Genomic DNA, 22138 nt, shown 5'->3' with positions numbered 1-22138 from the left:
CACCGGACTGTGCGCGCGGCGCGTTTGTCTTCGGCACACGAAGCCGCAAGGCTCGGATGCCGTGTTCGGGTTTCTTCACGCGCAGAAAAGGAGCCCCGCCCTTGCGGCGGAGCCCCCTGGCGGGAACCTCAATCCCGGTTCGGCCGGGACCAGATCAGTTGCAGGCCTTCCTCGCCTTCCACCTCGATCAGTGTGGCGTAGATCGGGGCGGGGAAACTCGGGTCGTCCAGCTTGACCGAGAGGTAGTCGCGGCCCTCGTTGGAGACCTTCTGCCAGGCGGCCCCGAGTTCCACATTCGCCGCCGCGAAGATGCGGAAGTGCGGACCCTTGTCGGAGGGGTTTTCGATGCGGACCAGCTTGGCCTTGACGTTGAGGTTGAGGGTTTTGATGACGCCGGAAAAGCCGGAGTTGCCGTTCGAGGTGAAAGTGCCGATGGTAGCCATTGTCGTCTCCGTGAGTTTCTCGGGCCGCGACCACCGCGACCTCGATGGCGGTCGATGGACCGGAGGCGATCGGCCCGCACCCCCGGGGTCCCCGTTGCACTTGCGCAAGGGGGGTGGCTCGTTGGGCCGGAACGACAGTGGAGGGCAGCCAGGGCAAGACTTTCTTGGTCCGCGCGGAATGATGGCGAAGCCAGCAGGGGAAGAAAGTCGCGGAACGGCTGTTGCGGGCTTGAGAACGAGGCGGAGCGCAGCGAAGACGGCCTTCGGTCAGACCAGCCACATCGAGGACGCGATGGTAGCGGCCCATCCATGAAACCACCGGGCGAGACGACAGGCGGCCTCCCGTCGGCATGATGCCGCAACCTCGGTACCGGTCAGGGACCATCAAACCCGGCAGCCCCCGTCATGTGTGATCGCATAACGCAGACATCCTCAGCCGGAAATGGACGCAACCGCCGCCTCATATCGGCCGAAAGACGACGGGCCGACTGATGAAACGCCGTGAGCCCGGCGGCTGCCAATCAAGAAGGGAACGGCCGCTTCGCGATCATGGATATGCCAATCTCGAGCTGGACGGCGGCCCTGGCCGGCTGGTCCGGTTGCGGCCCAAGGCTGCAGCCGAATAGCGGTCGGCCGCAAGGTGGACGGAGGAGGGCTCAGTGCCTCCCCCCATTTTGATCGCAGAAATGCAACATCACGCCGCCTCCGCGACACCAGCTGCGGGCGGCTGAAGTTCGTGGAGATAGTTGACCGCACGCTGGGCATGCGCGGCAGCGGCGAAGATGAACCGCTTCTCGTTCTTCAGAATTTCCAGCCAGCTAGCAAGGTAACTTGCGTGATCGGGTCTCGGCTCGAGCTCTGGGACAATGCCGAGATCCGCCGCCAAGAAACAACCGCCAAGATCGGCGATCAGCTCTTCGTGAGCCCGGAACGAGCGATCCTTGTGATAGCGCGAGAGGTTGCGATCAAGCCGTTTTTCCGAGCCAACCCAATGAGTTAGCTCGTGTCCGAGCGTGGCATAGTAGCTCGGAGCATCGCGGAAACCTTCGAACGGCGGCATTTGGACGATATCGAGAGCCGGATTGAAATAGGCCTGGTTACCACCGTGCCGGATGACGGCGCCGGTATTGGCAAAGAAGGTATCTGCCTGGGCGATCCGCTCCACCGGATCGGTCGCTGGTGCCGGATTGAGGTAATAGTGCTCGGGAAGGCCGTCGATCTGGTCCGCGCAGAACACCGTATAGGCCTTTAGGAACGGAATTCCGCGTTCCACTTCCTCACCACGGGCATCGGTCTCCGTGCGCGTGAAGCTGCTGGCATAGACGACGGTTGCGCCGGTCGCGCCCTTGCGGACATGTCCGCCCAGCTCGATGCTCTGCTTGAAGGTCATCCAGGTCGGAGAGACGAAGCCTCTCGAAACCGCGTCCGACCAGAAAAGCAGGGTATTGATGCCCTGATACGGCAGTCCGTTGTGACGCAGCGGACGCGTGATGCGACCCGTGGCGTTTGCCGCACTCCACGGCTTGACCCAGGGGCGCACGCCCTTTTCCAGATCCGCGACGATACGGTCGGTGATCTTCGCGTAGATATCGACACGGGGCTTGTTCTCTCTGCTGCTCATTTCCTGAACCTCCATTCGAGGCCGCGCCAATCGCAGCCGTCACAAGGTCCGACCGCTGAGGACCGCAGGACCGCGAACCCGGTCGAGGTTCAATCGGAGCAAGGAGAGATGTCGCAGCCGGGCCGCAACGCGAGTGGAGGACGGCGAAGCCGTTTCGGGGGCCGAGGACCGCAGCAGGACCAACATTCGTGACGGTTGCGATCGGCCCGCGGCAAAAAGCGACGGGATTTCGTTCTTTTTTCAGGGGGTTGAAGTCGGATAGGTTGCAACACGCAAAAAAGCTGGCGTCCCGCAGGAAGCCAGCCTTGCTATCGGATAGGTGGGCGGAGCCGAAGCCCCGCCCGGAACAGATCAGCCAAGCGCAGCCATCTGAGCCTCGGCCGCCTTGCGGTCGAGCGATGCGCCGGGGTTTTCGACCGGGCGATCGAAGGGCTTCCAGACCTCGCCGACGATCTGCTCGTAGGCGGCGACAGCGCCCTCGGCTGCCATCCGCAGCGAATAGGCCTGGATGCCCATGTCGGCTGCGAACTCGCGCTTGCGCTGGGCGGCGCTGTCGTAACCAACCGGACCGTCGAGATCCTCGTCGCGGGCGTCGTTGGCGGCCTTGGCGGTGGCGTCGCGGGCCTCGGTGACGGCACGGGAGTAGAACTGGCCGGCGCCGTGCGCTGATCCGACATAGGCGCCGACGATGCGCTGCAGATGGATCTGCATGGCGCGTTCGCCGAGGCCTTCGGACAGGCTGTCGGCCGTCTCAACGATCAGGCGCTCGTGCAGGTCACGGATGCCATCGCCGTCGACGACGGCCGTCCCAAAACTTTCGGCGATCGCCATCGCCTGGGTGGCGTCCGGGCAGGTGAGCCGGACCATTTCGAGTGTTGCTCCCTTTCGAAGCGGCACGACGCGGGCGGACTGGCGGGATCGGGTTGCGGGCTTGGCCATGGTTTTGTCCTTTCTGAGGTTTCCTCCGAAGCGGTTCCGGCCCTTGGCCGACCTGTCCTTCGGTGCGGTCGAAAGGAGCCGGCGGAAGACGGGCGTTTCAGGGTCCGGGCCCGCCTGGACGAGCGAAGCCGGGATGCGGGCAAGCAGGTCATCCTGACCTCGCGAAGCGCGCGGACCTGCTTTGCCGAGGACGGCGGGATCCGGCCGCCTCGCGGCGCGGCACGCGGCCTTGAAACGAACGGCCGCCGGTTCAGACCGCAGCAAAACCGAAGGACAGACCGGCAAGGGGAGTGGTCCGACGACGGAAGCCATTGAACAGGACGCCGCTCAGCAGAGCCGCTGTCCTCCGACCCGGCCGGAAGCGAGCAGCCGCTCGAGGGACCGCCACTGGGCCGAGCCGGTTCATCGCCCAACAGCCTGAAGGCGATCGCGGCAGTCTCGGCTGAGGGGATGGTGCTCGACACGGTAGCCTCGAGCACTGACCGCCTCATCAAGTTTCCGGCACGTCCGGCCGATGCTCCGAATCAGGCTCTTCGTCAGGGCGCGGTTTTGGCAAACGATAGGACTGCAGCCAGGTGGGACCACGCGCGTTACGCTGGCGACGCAATGTGGCGCCGTCGTCATGAGGCTGGCCGCCCATCCAGACGTGGTTGAGGACGCTCTTCCACCGCCGGCCGTGTTTGGCAGCATAGGCCTGGAGCGCCTGCTCCTCTGCTGCGGTCAGGCGCGGCAGTCGTTCGCGTTTGGCCCGCGCCGCGGCGCCCTTGCCCGCCGCTACCGAGGTCGCCTCTTTTCCGCGATCAGTCGGTTCAGCTCCGCCACGCCGGCGTTGAGGCATGCGGCCCCGTCGAGGTGATGGAACCGCATCCAGAACGCGGTCCGTGCCTCAGGCGAGGAGCCGATCCCGGCTCTTCTTTCCAGTTCGCCGATCGTGCTCATGCGGGATGACCTCCGCTTGGAGCCTTGCCACCGCCGTCTTTCGAAAACCAGAACTGCGGATGGCGTGACCTGAGCGCTGCGATTGCCGCATCCTGCCGGGCGAGTTTTCGGGTGAGCGCGTCGACCTCCGGCTGGCGCTCGGCGGTGAGCGCCGCGAGGTTGGCGCGATAGCGTTCAAGGAAAGCGCCCGGCGCCAGTGCCTTGCCGCGGCGATAGCCCTGATGACGCCGACCGAGGAGCGGGATAAGCGCCGTCATTTTCCGCGTGATCTGCCGGTCGATCAGATCGAGCTGATGCTGCGTCTGTCGCCGTGCGGCTTGCATGCGCGAGAGCTGGGCGGTGCGCTTTTCCGGGTCGAACATCATCCGGCCCTCCCCCGCCAACTGGCGAAGCCGGAGGGACCGTCATAGGCGGCATGGTTCGTCTCATCGATGACGAAGCCGAACCGGCCGACCGTATAGTCGTCACTCGGCACCAGGAAGCGGCGCTCTTCAGCCCGGTGATCGCGCGCTCCCCCGATGGTTGCGATCACCTCGGACATATCAGGGTGATGATCGGACAGCAGCGCGGCGATCACGATCCAGTTCTGGGCGTGCCGCCGCTGGAAGTCCCGGCGGTCCTTCTCGTGGGATTCACCGGGCGCGAGCGCGCGACCATGGATTTCTTGCCACCCGTCCGGCCACCAGTCACGAAGGATTTGGTCGCCGACCTTCCGCTCGTAGCGCGTGAACAGGTCCGGAAAGGTGAGCGCAACGATCGCCCATGCGGCGTCCTCCTCGTAGAACCCGTCGTCCACCCGGAGCATCGGGTGGACAGCGGCGTTTCGCGCGGCCGAGAGCTTGAAGCCGCCATGTCCGGCCGTGGTGTGGCAGACGATCCCGTCTGCATAGATCGTGGCGCCCTGCGATAGGCCCCATGGCGTATTGCAGTTCATCCGGACGGTCTGGCGTTTCAGCGCCAGCAGGTCGCGGCTATGTTCGGCCTGCTCGATCATGCGCTCCCGGAAGGCCGCTTCGTTGTCGATGGCGCCGTGGTGCGAATAGAAGTCATCGCGCCTCAAATCGGAAAGCGGCCGCGACACGCGCCAGGCGCTGGCGACAAGATGCTGGCCGTCCCTTGCCGGCACCATGGCGAAGACGAGATCGCCCACACGCGCAACGTACAAGCCATCGGCGCTTCGGCCGAACTCCACCCCCGAATGTTCGGGGGCGGAGAGGTCTTTGGACAGAGAGAGCGCCGTAGTCATGCCGCGGCCCTCCCCTCGACGTGGTCGGCGGCCACCTCGTCGGCGCTCACCTCCTCGAGTACGGCATTGGGATGGCCATGCGGCGTGAGCCATTCCTCGGCCGCCTGCCGACTGGAGGCCAGATGGACGAGCTCGGCGCTCGCCCCGGCGCGGTCGAAGACGCGGACAGATCCCGGCGCCGGACGCTCGATGACCTTGAAGGTCAGGTCACTGTCGAGCGAAAAGGTCCGGTGGACGCGGATGGCGATCACGCCGCCCGCGCCGAAATCGCCCTCATGCAGGGTGAAGTCCGGCGAGAGGCTGATATTGCCGAGGCCGCGCCTGTCCTGCTTGCGGATCAGACGACCTCGGCTGTTGCGGTTTTCCCAGGCCGCCAACCTCTTTTTGTGGTGCTCGGGCGGGCGCGGCGTGCCGTCCGACCAGGCGACGATGGCGCCGATCGGCGCGAGATCATAGATGAGGGATGCAGACATGAAAGGCTCCTTCGGGTTCTGCAGGTGAAGAAACGGAACCGCCGCCGGAGCGGCCGGCGGCGGAGGTTGGGAGAACGGTGTTGGAAAGGGCGGCTATTCCGCCGCGATGCCGTAGCCGGTCTCGTCCTCGTCGGCGTCGTCTTCCGTCAGGCCGGCGTCGGCGAGATCGCCGTCGGCCGGATCGGGCAGTTCATCCGCGTTACCGGTGTCGGGCAGATCATGGTCGTTGGACTCATCCTCCGGCCGGTCGCCTTGCGCAGCGGAGGTCGCTTCTTCCGCATCGAGGTCGCCCTGCCGGATGAGATCGAGAACCTCCTGGCTGTCGGGCGCGAAAAGAGCGGCCGGATGGACGAAGGTCTTGTCCGCCCCGAACTGCTCGACGAGTGCCGCACGGGTTTCGCGGACCCGCGCCCGTGGCTGCACACCGGTCTCCTTGGCGGCGGCTTCCAGTGCCTGGCGCGACAGGCACAGCAGGAAATCTTCGCTGCCCATGTTCGGCAGGAAACCGTCCGCGCCGACAGCCGCGCCGCCGATGCGCGCAACGACACCGCTGTTCGACATGCCGCGCCGGCATGACAGCACGTCGATCAGCACCGAGCGGGCAACGACCCGCACGGTTTCCATGTCGAACGACAGGCTGCCGTTTTCGGTAACGAGGCGCGCAGCGTGACGGGTAAACCGCTTCGGACCGAACAGGGCATCGTTCGCACCGGAATCGACCCGCACATTCTGGCCGGCGAAGGCGAGCACGAGCAGCGCCATCAGCGTGTCGTCCTCGATCGGCGCGCGGGCGAGCGCCTCGTGCAGCGCATCGGTGCGGAAATCGCCGATCATGTCCTGGCCCTTCTGGGTGACGTCGGGACGTGATTTGACGGTGATAGCGTCATCACCGTCGACGGCGGCATCACGCTCGGCGCCGGTCCTACCATCGCCCGAGCCAGCTTGCCCCTTGGCGCCCTTCGGCTCCGGCATCCGGTAGTGCACGCTCTGAACCTTGCCGTCCCGATCGAGATAGAGGCCCGTATGGTCGCCCTTTCCGGGCTTGCCATAGACTTGGTTTGCCTTCTTCGGCAGTTCCGGCTGGCCCCAGCTGTTGACCTCGACGATCGCGCCCTTCTTCGGAAGATTATTCGTCATCCATTCCTGCTGGGCGCCGAGGAAGGCTTCGACATTGGTGGTGTAGCGATTGTCCTCGTCGGCCGGGCCGAACAGGTCCTCGGCCCATTCGATTCCGTAGGCCTCTCGGAGGTCGTCGCCGAAACTCGCATCGCGGGCGTACATGCGGGTCTTGGAAAGCGCATTGGCAATCTGCCACCAGGCCGCGGTGTCGCCCTTCTTCGGCTTCTGTGCCTTCCAGACTTCCTTTTGCTCGTCGAGCGATGCGGCGGCGATCGTTCTGAGCTGCTGCTCGTTCGGCATGTCGCCCTTGGCCATCTGGTCGAGCATGGCCGGAAGCACATTGGCGAGCAGACGCAGCTTGCGGATCTGGCGCACGGGCAGCGCCAGCGCCATCGCAATCGCCTCCTCGGTCCAGCCGAGCGCTACCAGCCGTTCGATCGCCCGCCATTGATCGACGGGATTGAGCTGCTCATGCGCCAGGGTTTCGGCAAGCGACCGCATGGCGCCACCGTCTTCGGCCCGTTCGATGACCAGCACCGCAATCTCTTCGAGGCCGGCGGCAATCGCTTGGCGCACGCGCCGGTGTCCGGCATCGATCACATAACCGTTGCCGCCTTCGCTTTCGGGTGCGACGACGGGCGGCTGCACGATGCCGACCGCCCTGATCGTGGCAAGCAGCAGGGCATCGGCCTGCGGGGACGATTTCGAGCGTCGCGCCTTGTCGGGATTTTCCTTGAGCGCGCGCGGATCGACAAATTTCAGTTCCATCGGAATGCTCCTTCCATGGGTTTTCGAGGCGGCCGACGGCCGCTCTTTCCTGCCTTCATGTTTTTCGAAGACACCTTCCGGACTGCGGGGCGGGGCGACCGGCGCAACTGCGCCCGAGCAGCCCTGCCGCGAAGCCCAAGCGGGGCTCTTAAGCCCTGCGCGGGGCGAGTGGCCGGGTTGCGCAGGGCGCGGTTGAGCGCCAGCGGCGGCGGGAGAGCCGGTCTGCGACCAGGCCTTCTCCTTTCCTTTTTTCTTCCTGATACCCGGCAAAACCCGTCGGCGTTATCGCGAAAGGCGGTTGCAAACGCCGTCGTTCCGATGGCAAAAGAACGCGGGTCGATTGCATCGGCGATCATCGAACTTGCGCAGCAATTGTATGGGTACGCCGCCGGCGGCTGCTTCAGAAGGAGACGACAACAGTGTCTGGGAAACGCGATCGCAACGGGCGCGCGGGCTGCGCCGCCGCGTTACATCCCACGCATTTCGAGGCCTTCGTGACTATGACTCTCAACCAGATCCTGACCAACCCGCTCGACGGGGAAACGCCGGCATCCCGCCTCAAGCAGGTCGCCCTGATAATGGTGATCGGCAAGCTGCAGGGCGACGAGTTGCCCATCACCTTGACCCGTCTGATCGAAATCACCGGCCTCACCCGGGGCGGCGTTGGCCAGGCCGTCGGTCCGCTCGTGCAAAGGGGGCTTCTGATCGAGGAAATGGGGAAAAACGCCATGGGGCGCGGCATGGCCCGGCAATTCAATCTCTCCCCAACGTTCCTCGAGACGCTGGGTCTCATCAACGGAAATCCGATCCGCCATGCAAAATGAAGCCGAGCACCTGTCGCAAACGCTTGCCTGGACATGCGGCATGATCGCGCAAAGCGGGCCTAAGGATCGGCAGCGGATCGCGCTGGCTTACAGGCAAGCGCAAGCCCTTATCGCCGCCATCCCGCTGGAGGGAGGTGACGCCCGGCCGCGGATCGTCGCCTGCTTCCAGCGGTCAGATACCTATCGCGCGGCGGACGACATCGCCTGTGTGGGCTGGATACTGACGGCAATTCAGGCGCGAGTGAACGAGCGAAACCTTCCCGACTGGCGCCAGCTGCGCAAGGTCGTCAGACAGGCGGTGAAACAGTTGCCCCTGTCGGAGGCCACCATGCATTGAAGGGCGACGCCTGAAAGGATGGCCGCTCTCATCTGACCGAGCGCCGCATCGACTTCGGCAAGTTGCCGGCTTCTCGGCGCGTTCTTCGGCGAAGGCGAACGATCCACACCGTCGCGAAGCGCTCTTCTTCCTTTGTCGCATTTCACGCTTCCCCTCTTTCGTTTCTCTGCTACTCACGGGAGCACCACCCAGGGATTGTCTGATGACCACGGAAAGGATCGGTCGACCGTTGAAGAATGCGCTCGCCCACGCCGAACTGATCGCCATGCTCACCGCCGTCACCGGCGAGGAGCCGCGCGTGATGACGGTGAGGAGAGGCGACGCACTTCCATCGGGGCCGTTCGAGCTTGGCCATCGCAGCCTGCAGTCCGGCCTGCGCGAATGGGTGAGCGAGCAGACCGGCCATCCCGTCGGCTATCTCGAGCAGCTCTATACCTTCGCCGATCGCGACCGGTCGCCGGAAGAGCGCGCGCGGCGGACGATTTCGATCAGCTATCTCGGGCTGGTGCGCGAGCAAGCCGCGCCCGGCGCCGGCAAGCCGGGCTGGCATGGCTGGTACGAATATTTCCCCTGGGAGGACCACCGCAGGAGCAGGCCGGATCACCTGGCAACGATCACCGACCAGCTGCGGGCCTGGAGCGAAGCGGAACGCTTGCGGCACGAACACCGGCAGAGGCGGATCGACTTCGCCTTCGGTCTCGACGGCGCGCCCTGGAACGAGGAGTTCACGCTGCACCGCTACGAGTTGATGTACGAGGCGGGGCTGGTCGTGGAGGCGGGTGCGGCGCCGGATCGAGCGACAGGCCAGCCGATGTTCGCCGACCATCGCCGTATTCTCGCGACCGGCATTGCGCGGCTGAGGGCCAAGATCAAATACCGGCCGGTTGTCTTCGAACTGATGCCGGAGAATTTTACCCTGCTCCAGCTCCAGCGCACAGTCGAAGCGCTGGCCGGCCTGACCTTGCACAAGCCGAACTTCCGGCGTTTGATCGATCAGCAGGAATTGCTGGAGGAAACCGGCGCCATGAGCAGCGAGTCGGGCGGCCGGCCGGCCAAGCTCTTCCGCTACCGCCACGCCGTGCTTGAGGAGCGCGCACTCTCCGGATCGAAACTGCCGCTCTCCCGCCATTGACATATACTCGAATCGAGAATATCTCTAAATATACTCATTTTGAGTATAAAGGAGTTGCCGATGAACTCTCCGGTTTCGATGAATTCGCTTTACCAGCGCGTCAGTCGCGTCATGCCGAGGGCCGAATGGCTTTCACATGCGGGGGATGTCGAGGCGATTCTGGAACTGAAGCGCCAGCGCAACGCCGTGATCCTGGCCCACAATTACCAGACCCCTGAGATCTTTCACGGCGTCGCCGATATCGTCGGCGACAGCCTGGCGCTCGCCCGCAAGGCCATTGAGGTGGAGGCGGACGTCATCGTGCTCGCCGGTGTGCATTTCATGGCGGAGACCGCGAAACTGCTCAATCCGGAAAAGATGGTGCTGATCCCGGATCTCGGCGCCGGCTGCTCGCTGGCGGACTCGATCACCCCGGAAGATGTGGCGCTGCTGCGGCAGGCCCATCCCGGCGTGCCGGTGATCACTTATGTCAACACCTCGGCCGCGGTGAAGGCCGCCTCGGATATCTGCTGCACATCGGGCAATGCGAAAAGGGTCGTCGAATCGCTCGGTGTGCCGAAGGTGCTGATGATCCCCGACGAATATCTGGCGCAGAACGTGGCGCGCGAGACCGATGTCGAGATCGTCGCCTGGCACGGCCATTGCGAGGTGCATGAACTGTTTTCGGCCAAGGACGTGCGGGCCTTACGTGAAGCCCATCCCGGCGTTACCGTGCTGGCGCATCCCGAATGTCCGCCCGACGTGGTGGCGGAAGCGGATTTCGCGGGGTCGACCGCCGTGATGTCCGACTATGTCGGGAGCAAGAAGCCGGCACGTGTTGTGTTGCTCACCGAATGCTCGATGAGCGACAATGTCGCCGTCCATCACCCCGACGTGGAGTTCATCCGGCCCTGCAATCTCTGCCCGCATATGAAGCGCATCACGCTCAAGAACATTCGCGCGGCGCTGGAGGAAAACCGTCATGAGGTGATGGTCGATCCGGCCGTGGCCGCCGCCGCCCGCCGCGCGGTCGAAAGGATGCTGGCGGTATGACCGAGGTCCTCGATCGGCTTGCCGGCCGCGTCGCGATCGTCGGCAGCGGGCTTGCGGGACTGATGACGGCGCTGACCCTGGCGCCGCAGCCGGTCGTGCTCATCACCCGCGCTGGCCTCGGCATTGAGACCTCCAGCGCCTGGGCACAGGGCGGTATCGCAGCCAGCCTCGGTGCGGATGACAATGCCGATCTGCACCTTGCCGATACGCTCACCGCCGGCGACGGGCTGTGTGACACGGAAACGGCCGCCGCGATCCTCAAGGACGCACCGGCGGCGATCGACGCTCTGGAAGGTTTCGGGGTGCGGTTCGACCGCAGTCAAGACGGCACCCTCAAGCTCGGCCTGGAGGCAGCGCATTGCCGCCGCCGCATCGTGCATGTCGAAGGCGACGGGTCGGGCGGGGCCATCGTCCGGGCGCTCATCCGAGCGGTCCGCGCCACCCCGTCGATCGCGGTGCTGGAAGGCGTCGAGGTCCGGCGGTTGCTGACGACGGACGGCAGGGTGACGGGCCTGCTCTGCGCCGGCCGTGACAGCGCCGCAATCCTGTCGACATCGCGCGTGGTGCTGGCGACCGGTGGGCTTGGCGGTCTCTACGACGCCACGACCAATCCGGCCGGCAATTACGGCCAGGGCATCATGCTGGCTGCCCGCGCCGGCGCCGAGCTTGCCGACATGGAGTTCGTGCAGTTCCATCCGACGGCGCTCAGTTCTGCCCGCCACCCGCTGGCGCTGATCAGCGAGGCGGTGCGCGGCGAAGGCGCGGTCCTGGTCAACGAGCGTGGCGAACGTTTTCTGGCGGACATACCCGGCGCAGAACTTGCACCGCGCGATGTCGTCGCCCGCGCTATCGGCGCCGAGATCGCCAGGGGCGGCCGCGTCTTCCTTGACGCGCGAGGCGCCTTGGGAAGCGGTTTCACAGAGCGGTTTCCGACCATCGCCGGCTTTTGCCGCGAGGCCGGCGTCGATCCGGAGCGTCAGCCCATTCCGGTCCGGCCGGCGGTCCATTATCACATGGGCGGCGTGGCGACCGATCTTGATGGCCGCAGCACCGTCGAGAGGCTTTGGGTCGTCGGCGAGGCGGCCGCCACCGGCCTCCACGGCGCCAACCGGCTCGCCAGCAATTCGCTGCTCGAAGCGGTTGTGATGGCGATGCGGGCGGCGCGGGACATTGGAGGGACGTCCGCTGCGGTGGCGGTTCCTGTCTCCGCCAGAGGGCTGCCGGTTTCGGCCAATCTTTCCGCGGTCCGCCCGGTCGTTTCCCGTCACCTCGGGCTGCTGCGCAACGGCGGCGCCATGCTTGACGCGATCACGACCCTGCTGCCGCTTGTCGAGCCGAACGGCGCATCGGCCGATCCCGCCCTCGTCGGGCTTGCCATCGCCGTTTTCGCCTTGCTCCGGCAGGAGTCGCGCGGCGCCCATGCGCGCACCGATTTTCCGGCGAAGCTCGGCCTTGCGGAGCGGCGCAAGATGACCCTCGACGCCATTCTGGAAGCTGCACGCACCATGGCATCCCAATACCCCGCCCCGCGTCTGCTTGCCAAAACTGCCTAAGGAGTGCTCGTGATGACCCTCGCTTCCCTTCCGCGGCTGGTGATCGAGCCGGCGGTGCGTACAGCCTTGTCGGAAGACCTCGGCCTTGCCGGCGACATCACCTCGGCCGCCGTCATCACGGCCGATCATCGGTCGCGGTTTGTCATGGCTGCCCGCAATCCAGGCGTGATCGCCGGTCTCGATGCCGCCGAGCTCGCCTTTCTGCTTGTCGATCCGGCGATTTCGGTCACTCGCCACATCGAGGACGGTACGCCGGTCAAGGCCGGTGACGTCATAGCGACGATCGAAGGCCCGTCGCGCGCGCTTTTGACCGGCGAGCGCACGGCGCTGAACTTTCTCGGGCATCTCTCCGGTGTTGCGACGGTCACAAATGACATCGTGAAAACGGTTGCCGGCACGAGAGCCTCCGTCGTCTGCACCCGCAAGACGACGCCGGGCCTTCGCGCGCTCGAAAAATATGCCGTCCGGGCCGGCGGCGGCATGAACCACCGCTTCGCCCTCCACGATGCGGTGCTGATCAAGGACAACCACGTCGCGATCGCAGGCTCCGTCGGCGAAGCTATTCGCCGGGCAAAAACGGGCGTCGGCCATATGGTCAAGATCGAGGTGGAAGTCGACACGCTGGATCAGTTGCGCGAGGCGATGGAGATCGGCGCCGATGCGGTGTTGCTCGACAATATGACGCCGGATGAGTTGAAGGAAGCGGTGGCCTTTGTCGATGGCCGGGCCATCACCGAGGCTTCGGGCGGCATCACGCCAGCCACCGCGGCTGGGGTCGCCGCTTCCGGCGTCGATCTTTTGTCCGTCGGATGGATCACCCACAGCGCGCCGACGCTCGATATCGGGCTTGATTTCGAGTGACAAAAAAAGAGGGCCAGCGGAAAACCGCGGCCCTTGAAGTGTGAAGGTCAATAAACCTCCAGAGGGGAACAGCCGATGCAGCGGCACTGGGAGGAAAACCGCCATGTGCATCAGCTGTGTGCAGAATGCCCGTTTTTTGACCAGAGGCAAACCAGTTATTGTGCAATGCAGCTATGCGCATGCTGCACCGCATCCAAATGACGCGCATCGACAGGAATGCAGGTGCAATCGCCACCGGCGGTGCACATCAATCGGCCGGCAGCAGGTAGCGGAGGATATGAATGTCTTCCTGGCTCATCGTGACTTCGAGCACCTGATTGATCAGATCGGGATCCGTCTGAAGCTCCTTCAGGGCCTCGTCAAACAGCTCCAACTGCATCGCCAGGTCCATCGTCGAGGGCCCGTTCAGACACACGAGCCCGGCATGGATCGCAACATCCGCATACTGGCCCTTCGACCCGGGGTCGGATTCCGGTCCGCGAAAATCCACCGAGTTCCTGGTGACGAAGGTCCAGTCGCCGTCAAGGATGAGCGGCTTGAGCTCCCAGTCCTTCCAACCGCTTTTGCCAAGCCATACGATATGGGTCGATAAAACATAGCCGGCGGCTTGCGCCAACTGGACAAGCCGCGGGCTCAGGCATTCGTCTATGAGCAACTTCATGCCGGCTGCCTGCGCCTCGCAACCCGGCGATCTCTGATGATCCTGGCGCCGGCGGGCAGTTCCCGCTGCGGCCTGGGCCGGCCGCGAAGCGGATTGGCTTCGGCATAGACCTTGGCAAGGCCAATGCGCCTTTCATCAAGCGCCGGAAACGCCTCCAACAACTCCTCGACGGAATGACCGGCGGCAATGGATGCGGCAATATCGTATACCGGAATTCTCGTCCCGCTGATAACCGGTGTGCCGCCCAGGATATCCGGTGAGGACGTAACCATGTCCCGAGCGGCCTCGAGCTCCGCAAGGCCATCGACCGTCTTCCTGAAGAACGGCGCCAGGTCGATCGTCAGAAAATCGTGGTGCAGCGTCCAGTCTTTGGCAATCAGCGACTCGAGCGCCAGCGTCTTCCATGCGCTGAGCCGGGGTTCGGCCCACCTGATCGCACTGATGCGCTCCTCCGATGTGAGGCGTGTGGCACTCTCATAATAGAAGGAAATCAGCGAACATGCGGTCACCCAGACCCGGCGGCCGTTTTCGGCTGACGAAAACGCCGCGGGCAGAATTCCCTCGTCGATCACTCTGTTGACGTCGCGCGGCGTGACACGCGCGACGACAGCCGCTTCTGCGGTCTTCAACATCTCGCTGGAGATCATGACACGCTCCTAATTCTTCCGATGGATCGGAATATATATTGTACGCGTGGACATTTCAACAGGCGCCCCCAATTGGCGGGGACTGAAATTCTCTTAAGGCGCCTGCAGGGAAAGCGAGACGCCGCATGTCGCTTGTCCGTCCGAACACACGGGAGCTCAAGCGACCTTGCGTTCGCCGGCACGATCGAGATCGTCAGCGAGCGCCGCCTCGACTTCCGCGAGTTGCCGGCGTTTCTCGGCCAGCTCGTCAGCAAAGGCGAAGGAACCGCCCTGCCGCGACTGGTAGGAGGCGAGCCGACGGCGGGCATCCTCCAGCCGCTGACGAAACCGCTCCCGCTGGTCCTCGAAGCCGTCGACTGCGTGCTCGAGTCGTGAGATGGCCCCAAGCGAAGTGACGGTGACGGCGAGATCGATCTCGTGATCGGCGCCGGTTCGCTGCAGCATCGTCTGATAGCGGTAGCCATCCTTCCCGAAACGCTTGCCGCCGTAGGCGAGATCGAACCCGCCGATCGCGGCAATGACGACCTCACCCTCGTGCTGCAGTTGGACGAGGGTGAGGATTTCCTTCATCAGCGCCGTGCCCGCTGGTTTGCGTTCGGAAAAGAGTTCTCCCGTAACCGTCATGCCAAACGCCTCGCCCCCAGTTGGCACGAGACGTCCGATGTCCTGGCCGATCTCGCCGATGCGCCGGGTCGCGTACTCGATGTCATGCTCGGCATCGCGGATCTGCCTGCGGATGGCGAACTGATCGTCCTCATGGGCGGCGCGCAGCCGTTCGAGCCGGGCGATATCGGCTTCGAGCCCAGCCTTCTGCATCAGCCGCTGATCGCCCGACGCAATCGCTTTCGCCATCGCGAACTGGTTCGCCTGCCCCTCGCCGAGGTCCTCGAGCCGGCGGATCGAGGTGTCGCCGGAAAGGGCGGCGGCGATGAAGCGGGCCTTGCGCTCGTTGTTTTGCCACATGGTGGCGTCGAGCGAGCCTTCGGTAGCGTAGGCGAAGATGTCGACCTCGTCGTTCTGGTTGCCCTGTCGGACGATGCGGCCTTCGCGCTGCTCGATCTGCGAGGGGAGCCAGGGCACATCGAGGTGATGCAGCGCCTTCAGCCTCAGCTGAGCGTTGACGCCGGTGCCCATCGTGTCGGAAGAGCCGATCAGGAAGCGGATTTTTCCCGCACGAACGTCGCCGAACAGCCGCTGCTTGGCCTCGGCCTTGCGATAATCCTGCATGAATGCGATTTCGGAGGCCGGCACGCCCATACGGATCAGTTCGTCGCGGACCCAGCGATAGGCCGAGAAGCCCCTCGTCTTCTCGACGCTGATCGTGCCGAGGTCGGAAAAGATCATCTGCGCAGCGCCGGGGAGATCGAACACCTTGCCGTCCGGGCGGACATAGGTGTTTTGAGCGGTCTCCTTCCATATCCTCAGCGCGTTGGCGATCAGGCTGTTGAGCTTGTTGTCCGGCTCATTGTCGGTGTCGGCATCGACCAGGCGCAGGTCGATTGCCGCATGCCGTCCATCGGTGATGACCGAAAGCAGGATGTCGTCGCCGGGCTCGGGCGGCCGGTCGCGCTCCTCGATCGCCTTGATACGGGCGTCGAGCACCGTCTGATAGCGCTTGAAGGTCGTCGTCGGCTTGGCGGTGACGATCTGGCGCTTGCCGGTCGAGATGTCAGGCACCTTCACATATCGGCGCAGATCCTCTGGCATCACCACATCGGCGAACGAGCGGAACATGGCGATCAGCTCGGGGACGTTGACGAAGCTCGCGAAGCGCGACACCGGCTTGTACTTGCCGGACGGTTGCAGTTCGAGCTCCGTCGTGGTGTCGCCGAAGGTCGAAGCCCAGGCGTCGAATTCATGCAGCCCACGCTCCATCAGCGCCGCATGGTCCATCAGCCGCTGCACGGTGAACATCTCGCCGAGCGTGTTGGTGATCGGCGTGCCCGACGCCAGCACCAGCGCCCGACCCGGATTCTTTGTCTCGATGAAGCGGGATTTGACATAGAGGTCCCAGGCGCGCTGTGAGCCGTTCGGATCGACGCCCTTGAGCGTCGACATGTTGGTGGCGAAGGAGAGTTTGCGGAACTCCTGCGCCTCGTCGACGATGATCTGGTCGACGCCAATTTCGGCGATGGTCAGGAGATCGTCCTTGCGGGTCGAGAGCGCTTCGAGCCGCTCCTGCAGGCCCTCCTTCAACCGCTCGAGCCGTTTGCGCGAAACCCGGTCTTCGCTCTCCACCTTCGTCAGCAAGGTCTCAAAGAGCTCGAGCTCGTCGTGGATCATCTGTTGCTCGAAGGCCGAGGGAATGCCGATAAACCGGAACGCCGAGTGCGTGATGATGATGGCGTCCCAGGTGGCGGTTGCCGCGCGCGACAGGAATCGCTGGCGCTTGTCCTTGCTGAAGTTGGTTTCGTCGGCGACAAGGATTCGGGCGTTCGGATAGAGCGCGAGGAATTCGCGGGCTGCCTGCGCCAGGCAATGGCCGGGGACGACCAGCATCGCCTTGGCGATCAGACCGAGACGGCGCTGCTCCATGACGCTCGCCGCCATGGTCATCGTCTTGCCGGCGCCGACGGCATGCGCCAGATAGGTCGTGCCGGAAGCAATGATGCGCCAGATGCCGCGTTTCTGGTGCGGGTAGAGCGTGAAGGCCGCGGAGGCGCCCGGCAACTTCAGATGCGCGCCGTCGAATTTTCTGGGCGCGATATTGTTGAAGCGATCGTTATAGACCCGCGCCAGCCGGTCGGTGCGATCGGGATCGGACCAAACCCAGCTCTGGAAGGCGGTCTTGATCTTCGTGAGCTTCTCCTTCGCCGCTTCCGTGTCGACGACATTGAGCACCCGCCGTTCGCTCATCTCCTCTTTGATCGTGTCGAAGATCTGCGGCACGCGGCTGTTCAGCGCATCGGCGAGCAGTTCGCCGGCGTGGCGGCGATCGGTGCCCCATTCCGACGTGCCGGCAGCCATCCATCCCAATGCCCGCGCTTCCACCGTCCAGGAGGCAAGCTCCGGCATGTGGTGAATGCGGATCTCGGCCCCCATTGTCTCGTGCACGAAGGCGACGACGTCGCAAGCCGGGATCCAGGGGCTGCCGAGACGCGCCGTGATCTCCGAGGGGCGAAGGTCGGCCGGCTGCACTTCGGCCAGCGCCCGGACATTGCGCTGGAATTTCGGGTCAAGTGCGGCGGCGGCTTCCGCCACCTTCAGCTTGTCGCGGACATGGCCGGAGAGATAGGCGTCCGCGGTCTGCCATGACCCGTCGGCCGGGTCCTGGAAGATCGCCTCGCCCAGTTCGTCGATGACCGCGCCGACGTCGCGATGGAGGAGCTCGGCGATATGGTCGAGATCGACATGGCCGCGTTCGTTGAGCACGACGGCAAGCGCGTCGGCGGCCGAGGTGATGACAGGCGGCGCGGGCGGTGCGATGACGCGCTCGGAAAAGATCGGGCCAGGCCTGGCCGTGTCGGTCTCGAGGTCGTAATCTTCGATCGAGGCGACCAGCCAGCAATCGGGATCGTCAAGGAAGGGCTGAAGATTGGGGCGGCGATGGGTTTCCCGAACCTCGCCGTCGCCATCGCGACCCAAATCCTCCGCGATCGCAACCTTGGTGTGGTTGATCGGCCCGAAATCGCGCACGAAGCTCGACCAGGCGATGCGCAAGCGCACCTGCGCCTCCTTCCAGGGACGATCGAGTTCCTGGCATTTCAGCACTTCGCGCACGGCGTCGCGGATCGGGATCAACTTGCGGATGATGCGGATGTGCTTCTCGGGGATGCCGTCGGCGCTGCGCCCCTTGCGGATATGAACCGCGACCGGCTCACCGTCGATGACCTGCATCAGTCCGCGGGCGCTGTCGAAGAAGAAACTACCCTCACGCACATGGCGGTCGTTTGGCAGGTCGACGACGCGATCGTTGTCCTCCAGATCGAAATCGACCGGGGCCGGCTCGCCGTCGTAAAGGGCTTCCGGAAGAAGGCGGATCACGGCATCCAGCGCGGCGTCGAGATCGGTGCCCCCGCGGGGCAAGCAGGTGTAGGTCTCGCCGAAAGGTCCGGAGGTGAGGTGATGCAGGCCGAGCACGAAATCTGGATGGCGCGCGAACCAGCGGTTCACACGGATCGCGCCTTCGTCCTCTGTGGCCGCCCGAACCTCCTCGAGGTCGAGCCAGGAGAGATCGCTTGCCGGTTCAGCGACCTTGCGCTTGCGGGCTGTGCCGTCGGCCTTGTCCAGCGTGCCATGGGAGGTGACGAAAGCGGCGAGCGCCCCGGCCTTGAGGAGATCGATCGAGCGGGCGATGAAATAATCGTGCAGCCGCAGTCCAAGCGACCGGTAGGCGCGGTCCGATCGCATCGTGCGATCAGAGAAAGGCGGATTGCCGATGGCAAGGTCGAAACTCGCCGCCAGTTCCGTGCGCGCGAAATCGCCGGTGACGATCCGCGCCCGCGGCTGCAACAGCCGGGCGATGCGCGCGGTGACCGGATCGAGTTCGATTCCGGTGACATGGGACACATCGCGCAATGGCTCCGGCATCAACGCCGGAAACAGCCCCGTGCCAACGCCCGGCTCCAGCACGCGGCCGCCGCGCCAGCCGAGGCGCTGCAGGCCCGACCAGATCGCCCGGACGATAAACTCCGGGGTGAAGTGGGCATATTGGATACAGCGGGAGAGCGAGGCATGATCCGCCTCGGCGACGGCATCCTCCAGTTCGGAGCCGATCTCGTCCCAGCCTTTGCGGAAGTCGACCTCGCCCGGGCGGCGGAAGACGCCGTTGGCAAGGTCGGACGCGCCGAAACCGATGAAGCGGATCAGTTTCGCCTGCTCCTCGCGCGTCGCCGGACGTTCCTCGGCTTCGATGTCGGCGGCAAGCCGGATCGCAGCGATATTGTCGCGCGCTCGTTCTTTCCAGCCGCGGGCGAGGCCACGATCTCGGTCGAGATGGAAGTTGTCGCCACGGCCGACCTCCGGGCTCGGCCGGACACGCGGTCTCGCCGCCGGGACGGCTGGCGCGGGCGTCGTCGGATCGGGATCGTCGTCTTCGGGACCGGTCTCGAAGTTGCCGGCGAAGGCGGTCACGCCGAGACCGGACGAAAGCGAACTGGTGCCGAAAAGGTCGATGGTGAAGGGATCGTCATGCGACATGCGGAAATCTCCTGTGCTTGGATAGCGCGCGCGCCGTCGCTCCCCGCCGGGACGGCGGTGGGCGGGACGGTCGCGCGATGGGTGGGAAGGGCCGCCTTGCGGCCGATGGTCACTGGCGGATCAGGTTGAGCGACATCGACGTGTCGTCCATTGCGATCCTGAGATGCGTGGCATCGGGGGATGCGGCGAAGAGCTTTTCCAGTTCGGCCGCGTCGATGAACTCGACGCCGTCGTCGCCCCCGAAATACCGCCGCTTGTAGTGCCAGCAATCCGGATTGGTGTTCGGATCGCACTCCTCGGCGTAAGTGACGAGCGGCCGCTCGCCCGTGGCGAGCTGGCCGTTTGCCATCACGTAGACGCCCTCGTCGCCGACCAGCCAAAGCCCGGCCATCCCCTGGCGTTCGGGCGAAATGCCCTGGTAGGGCACCCGGAACCCGCCATGGGCGGCGGCATCGAACCGCCCGCGCGCAAGAACGGCGCGGACGTCGGCCAGTGAGAAAGTGAACATGACGCACTCCCTCACGCCGCGATGCTGTCGGGAAGGACACGCAATTGCACCGGCAGCTTGGCCGCGATCTCTGACGCCGTGAGCTGCTCCAAAAGCTTCAGGAATGTGCCTTCCGCACCGCCATAGAGCATCACGGTGCGCTGCCCGCGCATGGGTTCCGGCCATCGTTCGCCGGCATAGCCGCGATAATTGTCATGGGTGCTCGACCAGATGTGCTCGAGGCGCTCTTCGCGCGTCATCGCCCGCACGGGACGGGTTTCGCGCTCGACGATCGCGGCGCGCATGCGTTCAGGCGAGCCCTTGTCGGCGAGGTCGCAGTAGCCGTGGAAATGCCGGATGCGGCCGTCGATCCGGAGCGTGAAGAAAATGCTGGTGATCGAGCCGGTGAGGAACTCGCGCATGGCGAACATCTCGCCGCGCATGAAGAGCGGCGGCAGGATCTCGAACATATAATCGTGTTCGGCCTCGCCGATCTCGAACCATTCGCCGCGGTAAAGCGCGCCGTCGTCGCCCTGCCACCGGTTCGGGCGCTGGGCGTGACGGTCGAACATGCGGAACATCTGCCGACGATCGGCGATGCCCTGATAGATTTTGCGGATGGGAGAGAGGGTCATAAGCGGGCTCCTTTGGCCTTGTCCGGGCCGGAGCGCGGCTCGCCTTCACGGTGTCGCCATCGTCTCTTCAGCCCTTCCGGACCCCTCCTTCGCGGCCGCCTCTCCGTCCGGCCGGGTCAAGGGCCGGCAAGGCCGGGCGAAGCTTCACCCTTGACGCGGCCGGCGGGCATGCGGCAGGCCTTCTCTTGTCTCCCTTCTTCCTCTTTCTTTCCTCACCTTCTCCCTGAGCGCATCGTTCCAGTCATTTGCCGGCGGCTTCAGCCGGAACCAGTCGCACCCTTCCTTCTCGGCAACCTCCCGCAAACGGCCCGCAAAGGCTTCGCCCTGGGCGTTGGCGTCGGTGGCGGCGACGATTTGTGCGCCGGGCCGGGCCGCGAGCGCCCTCACCGCCGCCTCGGTTGCCGGCGACCAGCCGCCGCCGGTGCTGAGATAGAGGCTGCCATCCCGCAAGCCCTCGAGGGCGGCAAGGCTCATGGCGTCGATCGCCGCCTCGGTGACACAGAGCCGCAAGGCGTCTCGCGGTCCGAGCCTGAAAAGCAGCTTCGATCCGCCGGTGGAAAAACCGCGCCAATCGGGACCACGCTCCTCCCAGCCGGTGACTTGGCCCCGGTCATTGAGATGCGCGGCCCACATGCTGCCGCGGGGGCCTTCGCGCAGCAGGTCCTGGCGGATGGCGGCGCGAAGAGCGGCGTCCGGAAGGAAGCGCGCGTCGCGCAGATAGCGCCAGGTTGCAGAGGAGGACCACGGCTTGGCGCGCGCTTGCCAGCGCTCGCCTATATCACGAGCATGCTCGCTCGGCCGCAACGGCCTGTTCCAGACCGGCTCCCGTGGCTCGTAGCCAACGAGACGCGCGACCAGCGTCTTCGCCTCGACGAAGCCGACGCCGTGCAGATGGCCCATCAGCGAGAATACGTCGCCTTTGGCCTCGGAGAGCGGATCGAACCAGCCCTTGCCCTCATGGATCACGATGACGATCCCGGCGCCGCGCCGGTACTTGACCGCCCGTCGCGTGCTCTCCTTGATGTCAATGGCGTAGCCGGCGCCTTCCAGCGCCGCCGCACAGGACACCCGCCCGCGCAGGTCATTCAATTCATTCTGTTCCATTTCTTTCCTTCGCGCGCCGCAGGCGCCCGCCCTTCCTTCAGCTTTCCTTCCCGCACCAGGCGAGCCCATCATCCGGGCGGCCCGCGAAGAGCAAAGGGGGCAAGGGCGCGGCTGGCAACGTGCCAATTTGCACCTTGCGCCAGCCATCCCGTAACGGCCGCGGCGAAGCTTCCCTTGC

20 protein-coding genes are annotated in these 22138 nt (G+C 65.0%); 6 read left to right on the top strand and 14 right to left on the bottom strand.

Annotation, left to right across the window (positions count from 1 at the left end; translation table 11 throughout):
* Positions 1–128: 128 nt before the first annotated feature.
* From A3AY_RS0110275 to A3AY_RS0110235, 8 genes are all read right to left on the bottom strand, one after another.
* On the bottom strand, positions 129–443 hold the full coding sequence (locus tag A3AY_RS0110275) for a DUF736 domain-containing protein (RefSeq protein WP_018325596.1): 315 nt from the start codon (positions 441–443) through the stop codon (positions 129–131).
* 694 nt (positions 444–1137) lie between these two features.
* Positions 1138–2064, bottom strand: a complete 927-nt coding sequence (locus A3AY_RS0110265; protein ID WP_018325594.1) for an ArdC family protein — start codon at positions 2062–2064, stop codon at positions 1138–1140.
* A gap of 351 nt (positions 2065–2415) precedes the next feature.
* Positions 2416–3003, bottom strand: a complete 588-nt coding sequence (locus A3AY_RS0110260; protein WP_026203291.1) for a hypothetical protein — start codon at positions 3001–3003, stop codon at positions 2416–2418.
* 490 nt (positions 3004–3493) lie between these two features.
* Positions 3494–3841 (bottom strand): hypothetical protein, encoded by a 348-nt coding sequence (locus tag A3AY_RS40095; protein ID WP_234913187.1) that lies wholly within the window; start codon positions 3839–3841, stop codon positions 3494–3496.
* Between the two features lie 97 nt (positions 3842–3938).
* Positions 3939–4307: a hypothetical protein gene (locus tag A3AY_RS0110250; RefSeq protein ID WP_018325591.1), complete on the bottom strand. Its 369-nt coding sequence runs from the start codon at positions 4305–4307 to the stop codon at positions 3939–3941.
* The gene (locus tag A3AY_RS0110245; protein ID WP_018325590.1) at positions 4304–5188 is read right to left on the bottom strand and encodes a DUF7007 domain-containing protein; all 885 of its coding nucleotides are present in this window, start codon (positions 5186–5188) and stop codon (positions 4304–4306) included. Before A3AY_RS0110245 ends, A3AY_RS0110250 begins: the two co-directional genes overlap by 4 nt.
* Positions 5185–5661, bottom strand: coding sequence for a hypothetical protein (locus tag A3AY_RS0110240; RefSeq protein WP_018325589.1), 477 nt, complete (start codon positions 5659–5661; stop codon positions 5185–5187). Before A3AY_RS0110240 ends, A3AY_RS0110245 begins: the two co-directional genes overlap by 4 nt.
* Before the next feature lie 93 nt (positions 5662–5754).
* Complete coding sequence (locus A3AY_RS0110235) at positions 5755–7548, bottom strand: ParB N-terminal domain-containing protein (RefSeq protein WP_018325588.1); 1794 nt, start codon at positions 7546–7548, stop codon at positions 5755–5757.
* 419 nt (positions 7549–7967) lie between these two features.
* Here A3AY_RS0110235 and A3AY_RS0110230 point away from each other — a divergent pair, with 419 nt between their 5' ends.
* From A3AY_RS0110230 to nadC, 6 genes are all read left to right on the top strand, one after another.
* Complete coding sequence (locus A3AY_RS0110230; RefSeq protein WP_018325587.1) at positions 7968–8372, top strand: hypothetical protein; 405 nt, start codon at positions 7968–7970, stop codon at positions 8370–8372.
* Positions 8362–8709, top strand: coding sequence for a hypothetical protein (locus tag A3AY_RS0110225; RefSeq protein ID WP_018325586.1), 348 nt, complete (start codon positions 8362–8364; stop codon positions 8707–8709). Before A3AY_RS0110230 ends, A3AY_RS0110225 begins: the two co-directional genes overlap by 11 nt.
* A gap of 202 nt (positions 8710–8911) precedes the next feature.
* Complete coding sequence (locus A3AY_RS0110220; RefSeq protein ID WP_018325585.1) at positions 8912–9841, top strand: NUDIX hydrolase; 930 nt, start codon at positions 8912–8914, stop codon at positions 9839–9841.
* Between the two features lie 60 nt (positions 9842–9901).
* The gene (nadA, locus tag A3AY_RS0110215; RefSeq protein WP_018325584.1) at positions 9902–10873 is read left to right on the top strand and encodes a quinolinate synthase NadA; all 972 of its coding nucleotides are present in this window, start codon (positions 9902–9904) and stop codon (positions 10871–10873) included.
* The gene (locus A3AY_RS0110210; protein ID WP_018325583.1) at positions 10870–12426 is read left to right on the top strand and encodes an L-aspartate oxidase; all 1557 of its coding nucleotides are present in this window, start codon (positions 10870–10872) and stop codon (positions 12424–12426) included. Before nadA ends, A3AY_RS0110210 begins: the two co-directional genes overlap by 4 nt.
* A 12-nt stretch (positions 12427–12438) precedes the next feature.
* Positions 12439–13287, top strand: coding sequence for a carboxylating nicotinate-nucleotide diphosphorylase (gene nadC, locus A3AY_RS0110205; RefSeq protein WP_018325582.1), 849 nt, complete (start codon positions 12439–12441; stop codon positions 13285–13287).
* Positions 13288–13534: 247 nt separating this feature from the next.
* Here the strand turns inward: nadC and A3AY_RS0110195 are convergent, their stop codons facing one another.
* The 6 genes from A3AY_RS0110195 to A3AY_RS0110170 form a co-directional block, all read right to left on the bottom strand.
* Positions 13535–13948: a DUF5615 family PIN-like protein gene (locus tag A3AY_RS0110195; RefSeq protein ID WP_018325580.1), complete on the bottom strand. Its 414-nt coding sequence runs from the start codon at positions 13946–13948 to the stop codon at positions 13535–13537.
* Entirely contained in the window at positions 13945–14595 is a 651-nt protein-coding gene (locus A3AY_RS0110190; protein WP_018325579.1) for a DUF433 domain-containing protein, read from the bottom strand. The genes A3AY_RS0110195 and A3AY_RS0110190 overlap by 4 nt, the downstream gene beginning before the upstream one ends.
* A gap of 156 nt (positions 14596–14751) precedes the next feature.
* A complete protein-coding gene (locus A3AY_RS0110185; protein ID WP_018325578.1) occupies positions 14752–19734 on the bottom strand; it encodes a DEAD/DEAH box helicase family protein in 4983 nt (1660 codons plus the stop codon).
* A gap of 109 nt (positions 19735–19843) precedes the next feature.
* On the bottom strand, positions 19844–20242 hold the full coding sequence (locus A3AY_RS0110180) for a DUF3085 domain-containing protein (protein ID WP_018325577.1): 399 nt from the start codon (positions 20240–20242) through the stop codon (positions 19844–19846).
* An 11-nt stretch (positions 20243–20253) separates the two neighbouring features.
* Positions 20254–20856 (bottom strand): DUF1419 domain-containing protein, encoded by a 603-nt coding sequence (locus A3AY_RS0110175; protein WP_018325576.1) that lies wholly within the window; start codon positions 20854–20856, stop codon positions 20254–20256.
* Positions 20857–21000: 144 nt separating this feature from the next.
* The gene (locus A3AY_RS0110170; RefSeq protein ID WP_018325575.1) at positions 21001–21960 is read right to left on the bottom strand and encodes a DUF3991 and toprim domain-containing protein; all 960 of its coding nucleotides are present in this window, start codon (positions 21958–21960) and stop codon (positions 21001–21003) included.
* Positions 21961–22138 lie beyond the last annotated feature (178 nt).

The sequence above is a fragment of the Rhizobium giardinii bv. giardinii H152 genome, from assembly GCF_000379605.1.
GTDB lineage: Bacteria > Pseudomonadota > Alphaproteobacteria > Rhizobiales > Rhizobiaceae > Pararhizobium > Pararhizobium giardinii.
The sequence above is the reverse complement of the archived record's forward strand: the minus strand, read 5'-3'. Positions and strand labels throughout refer to the sequence as shown.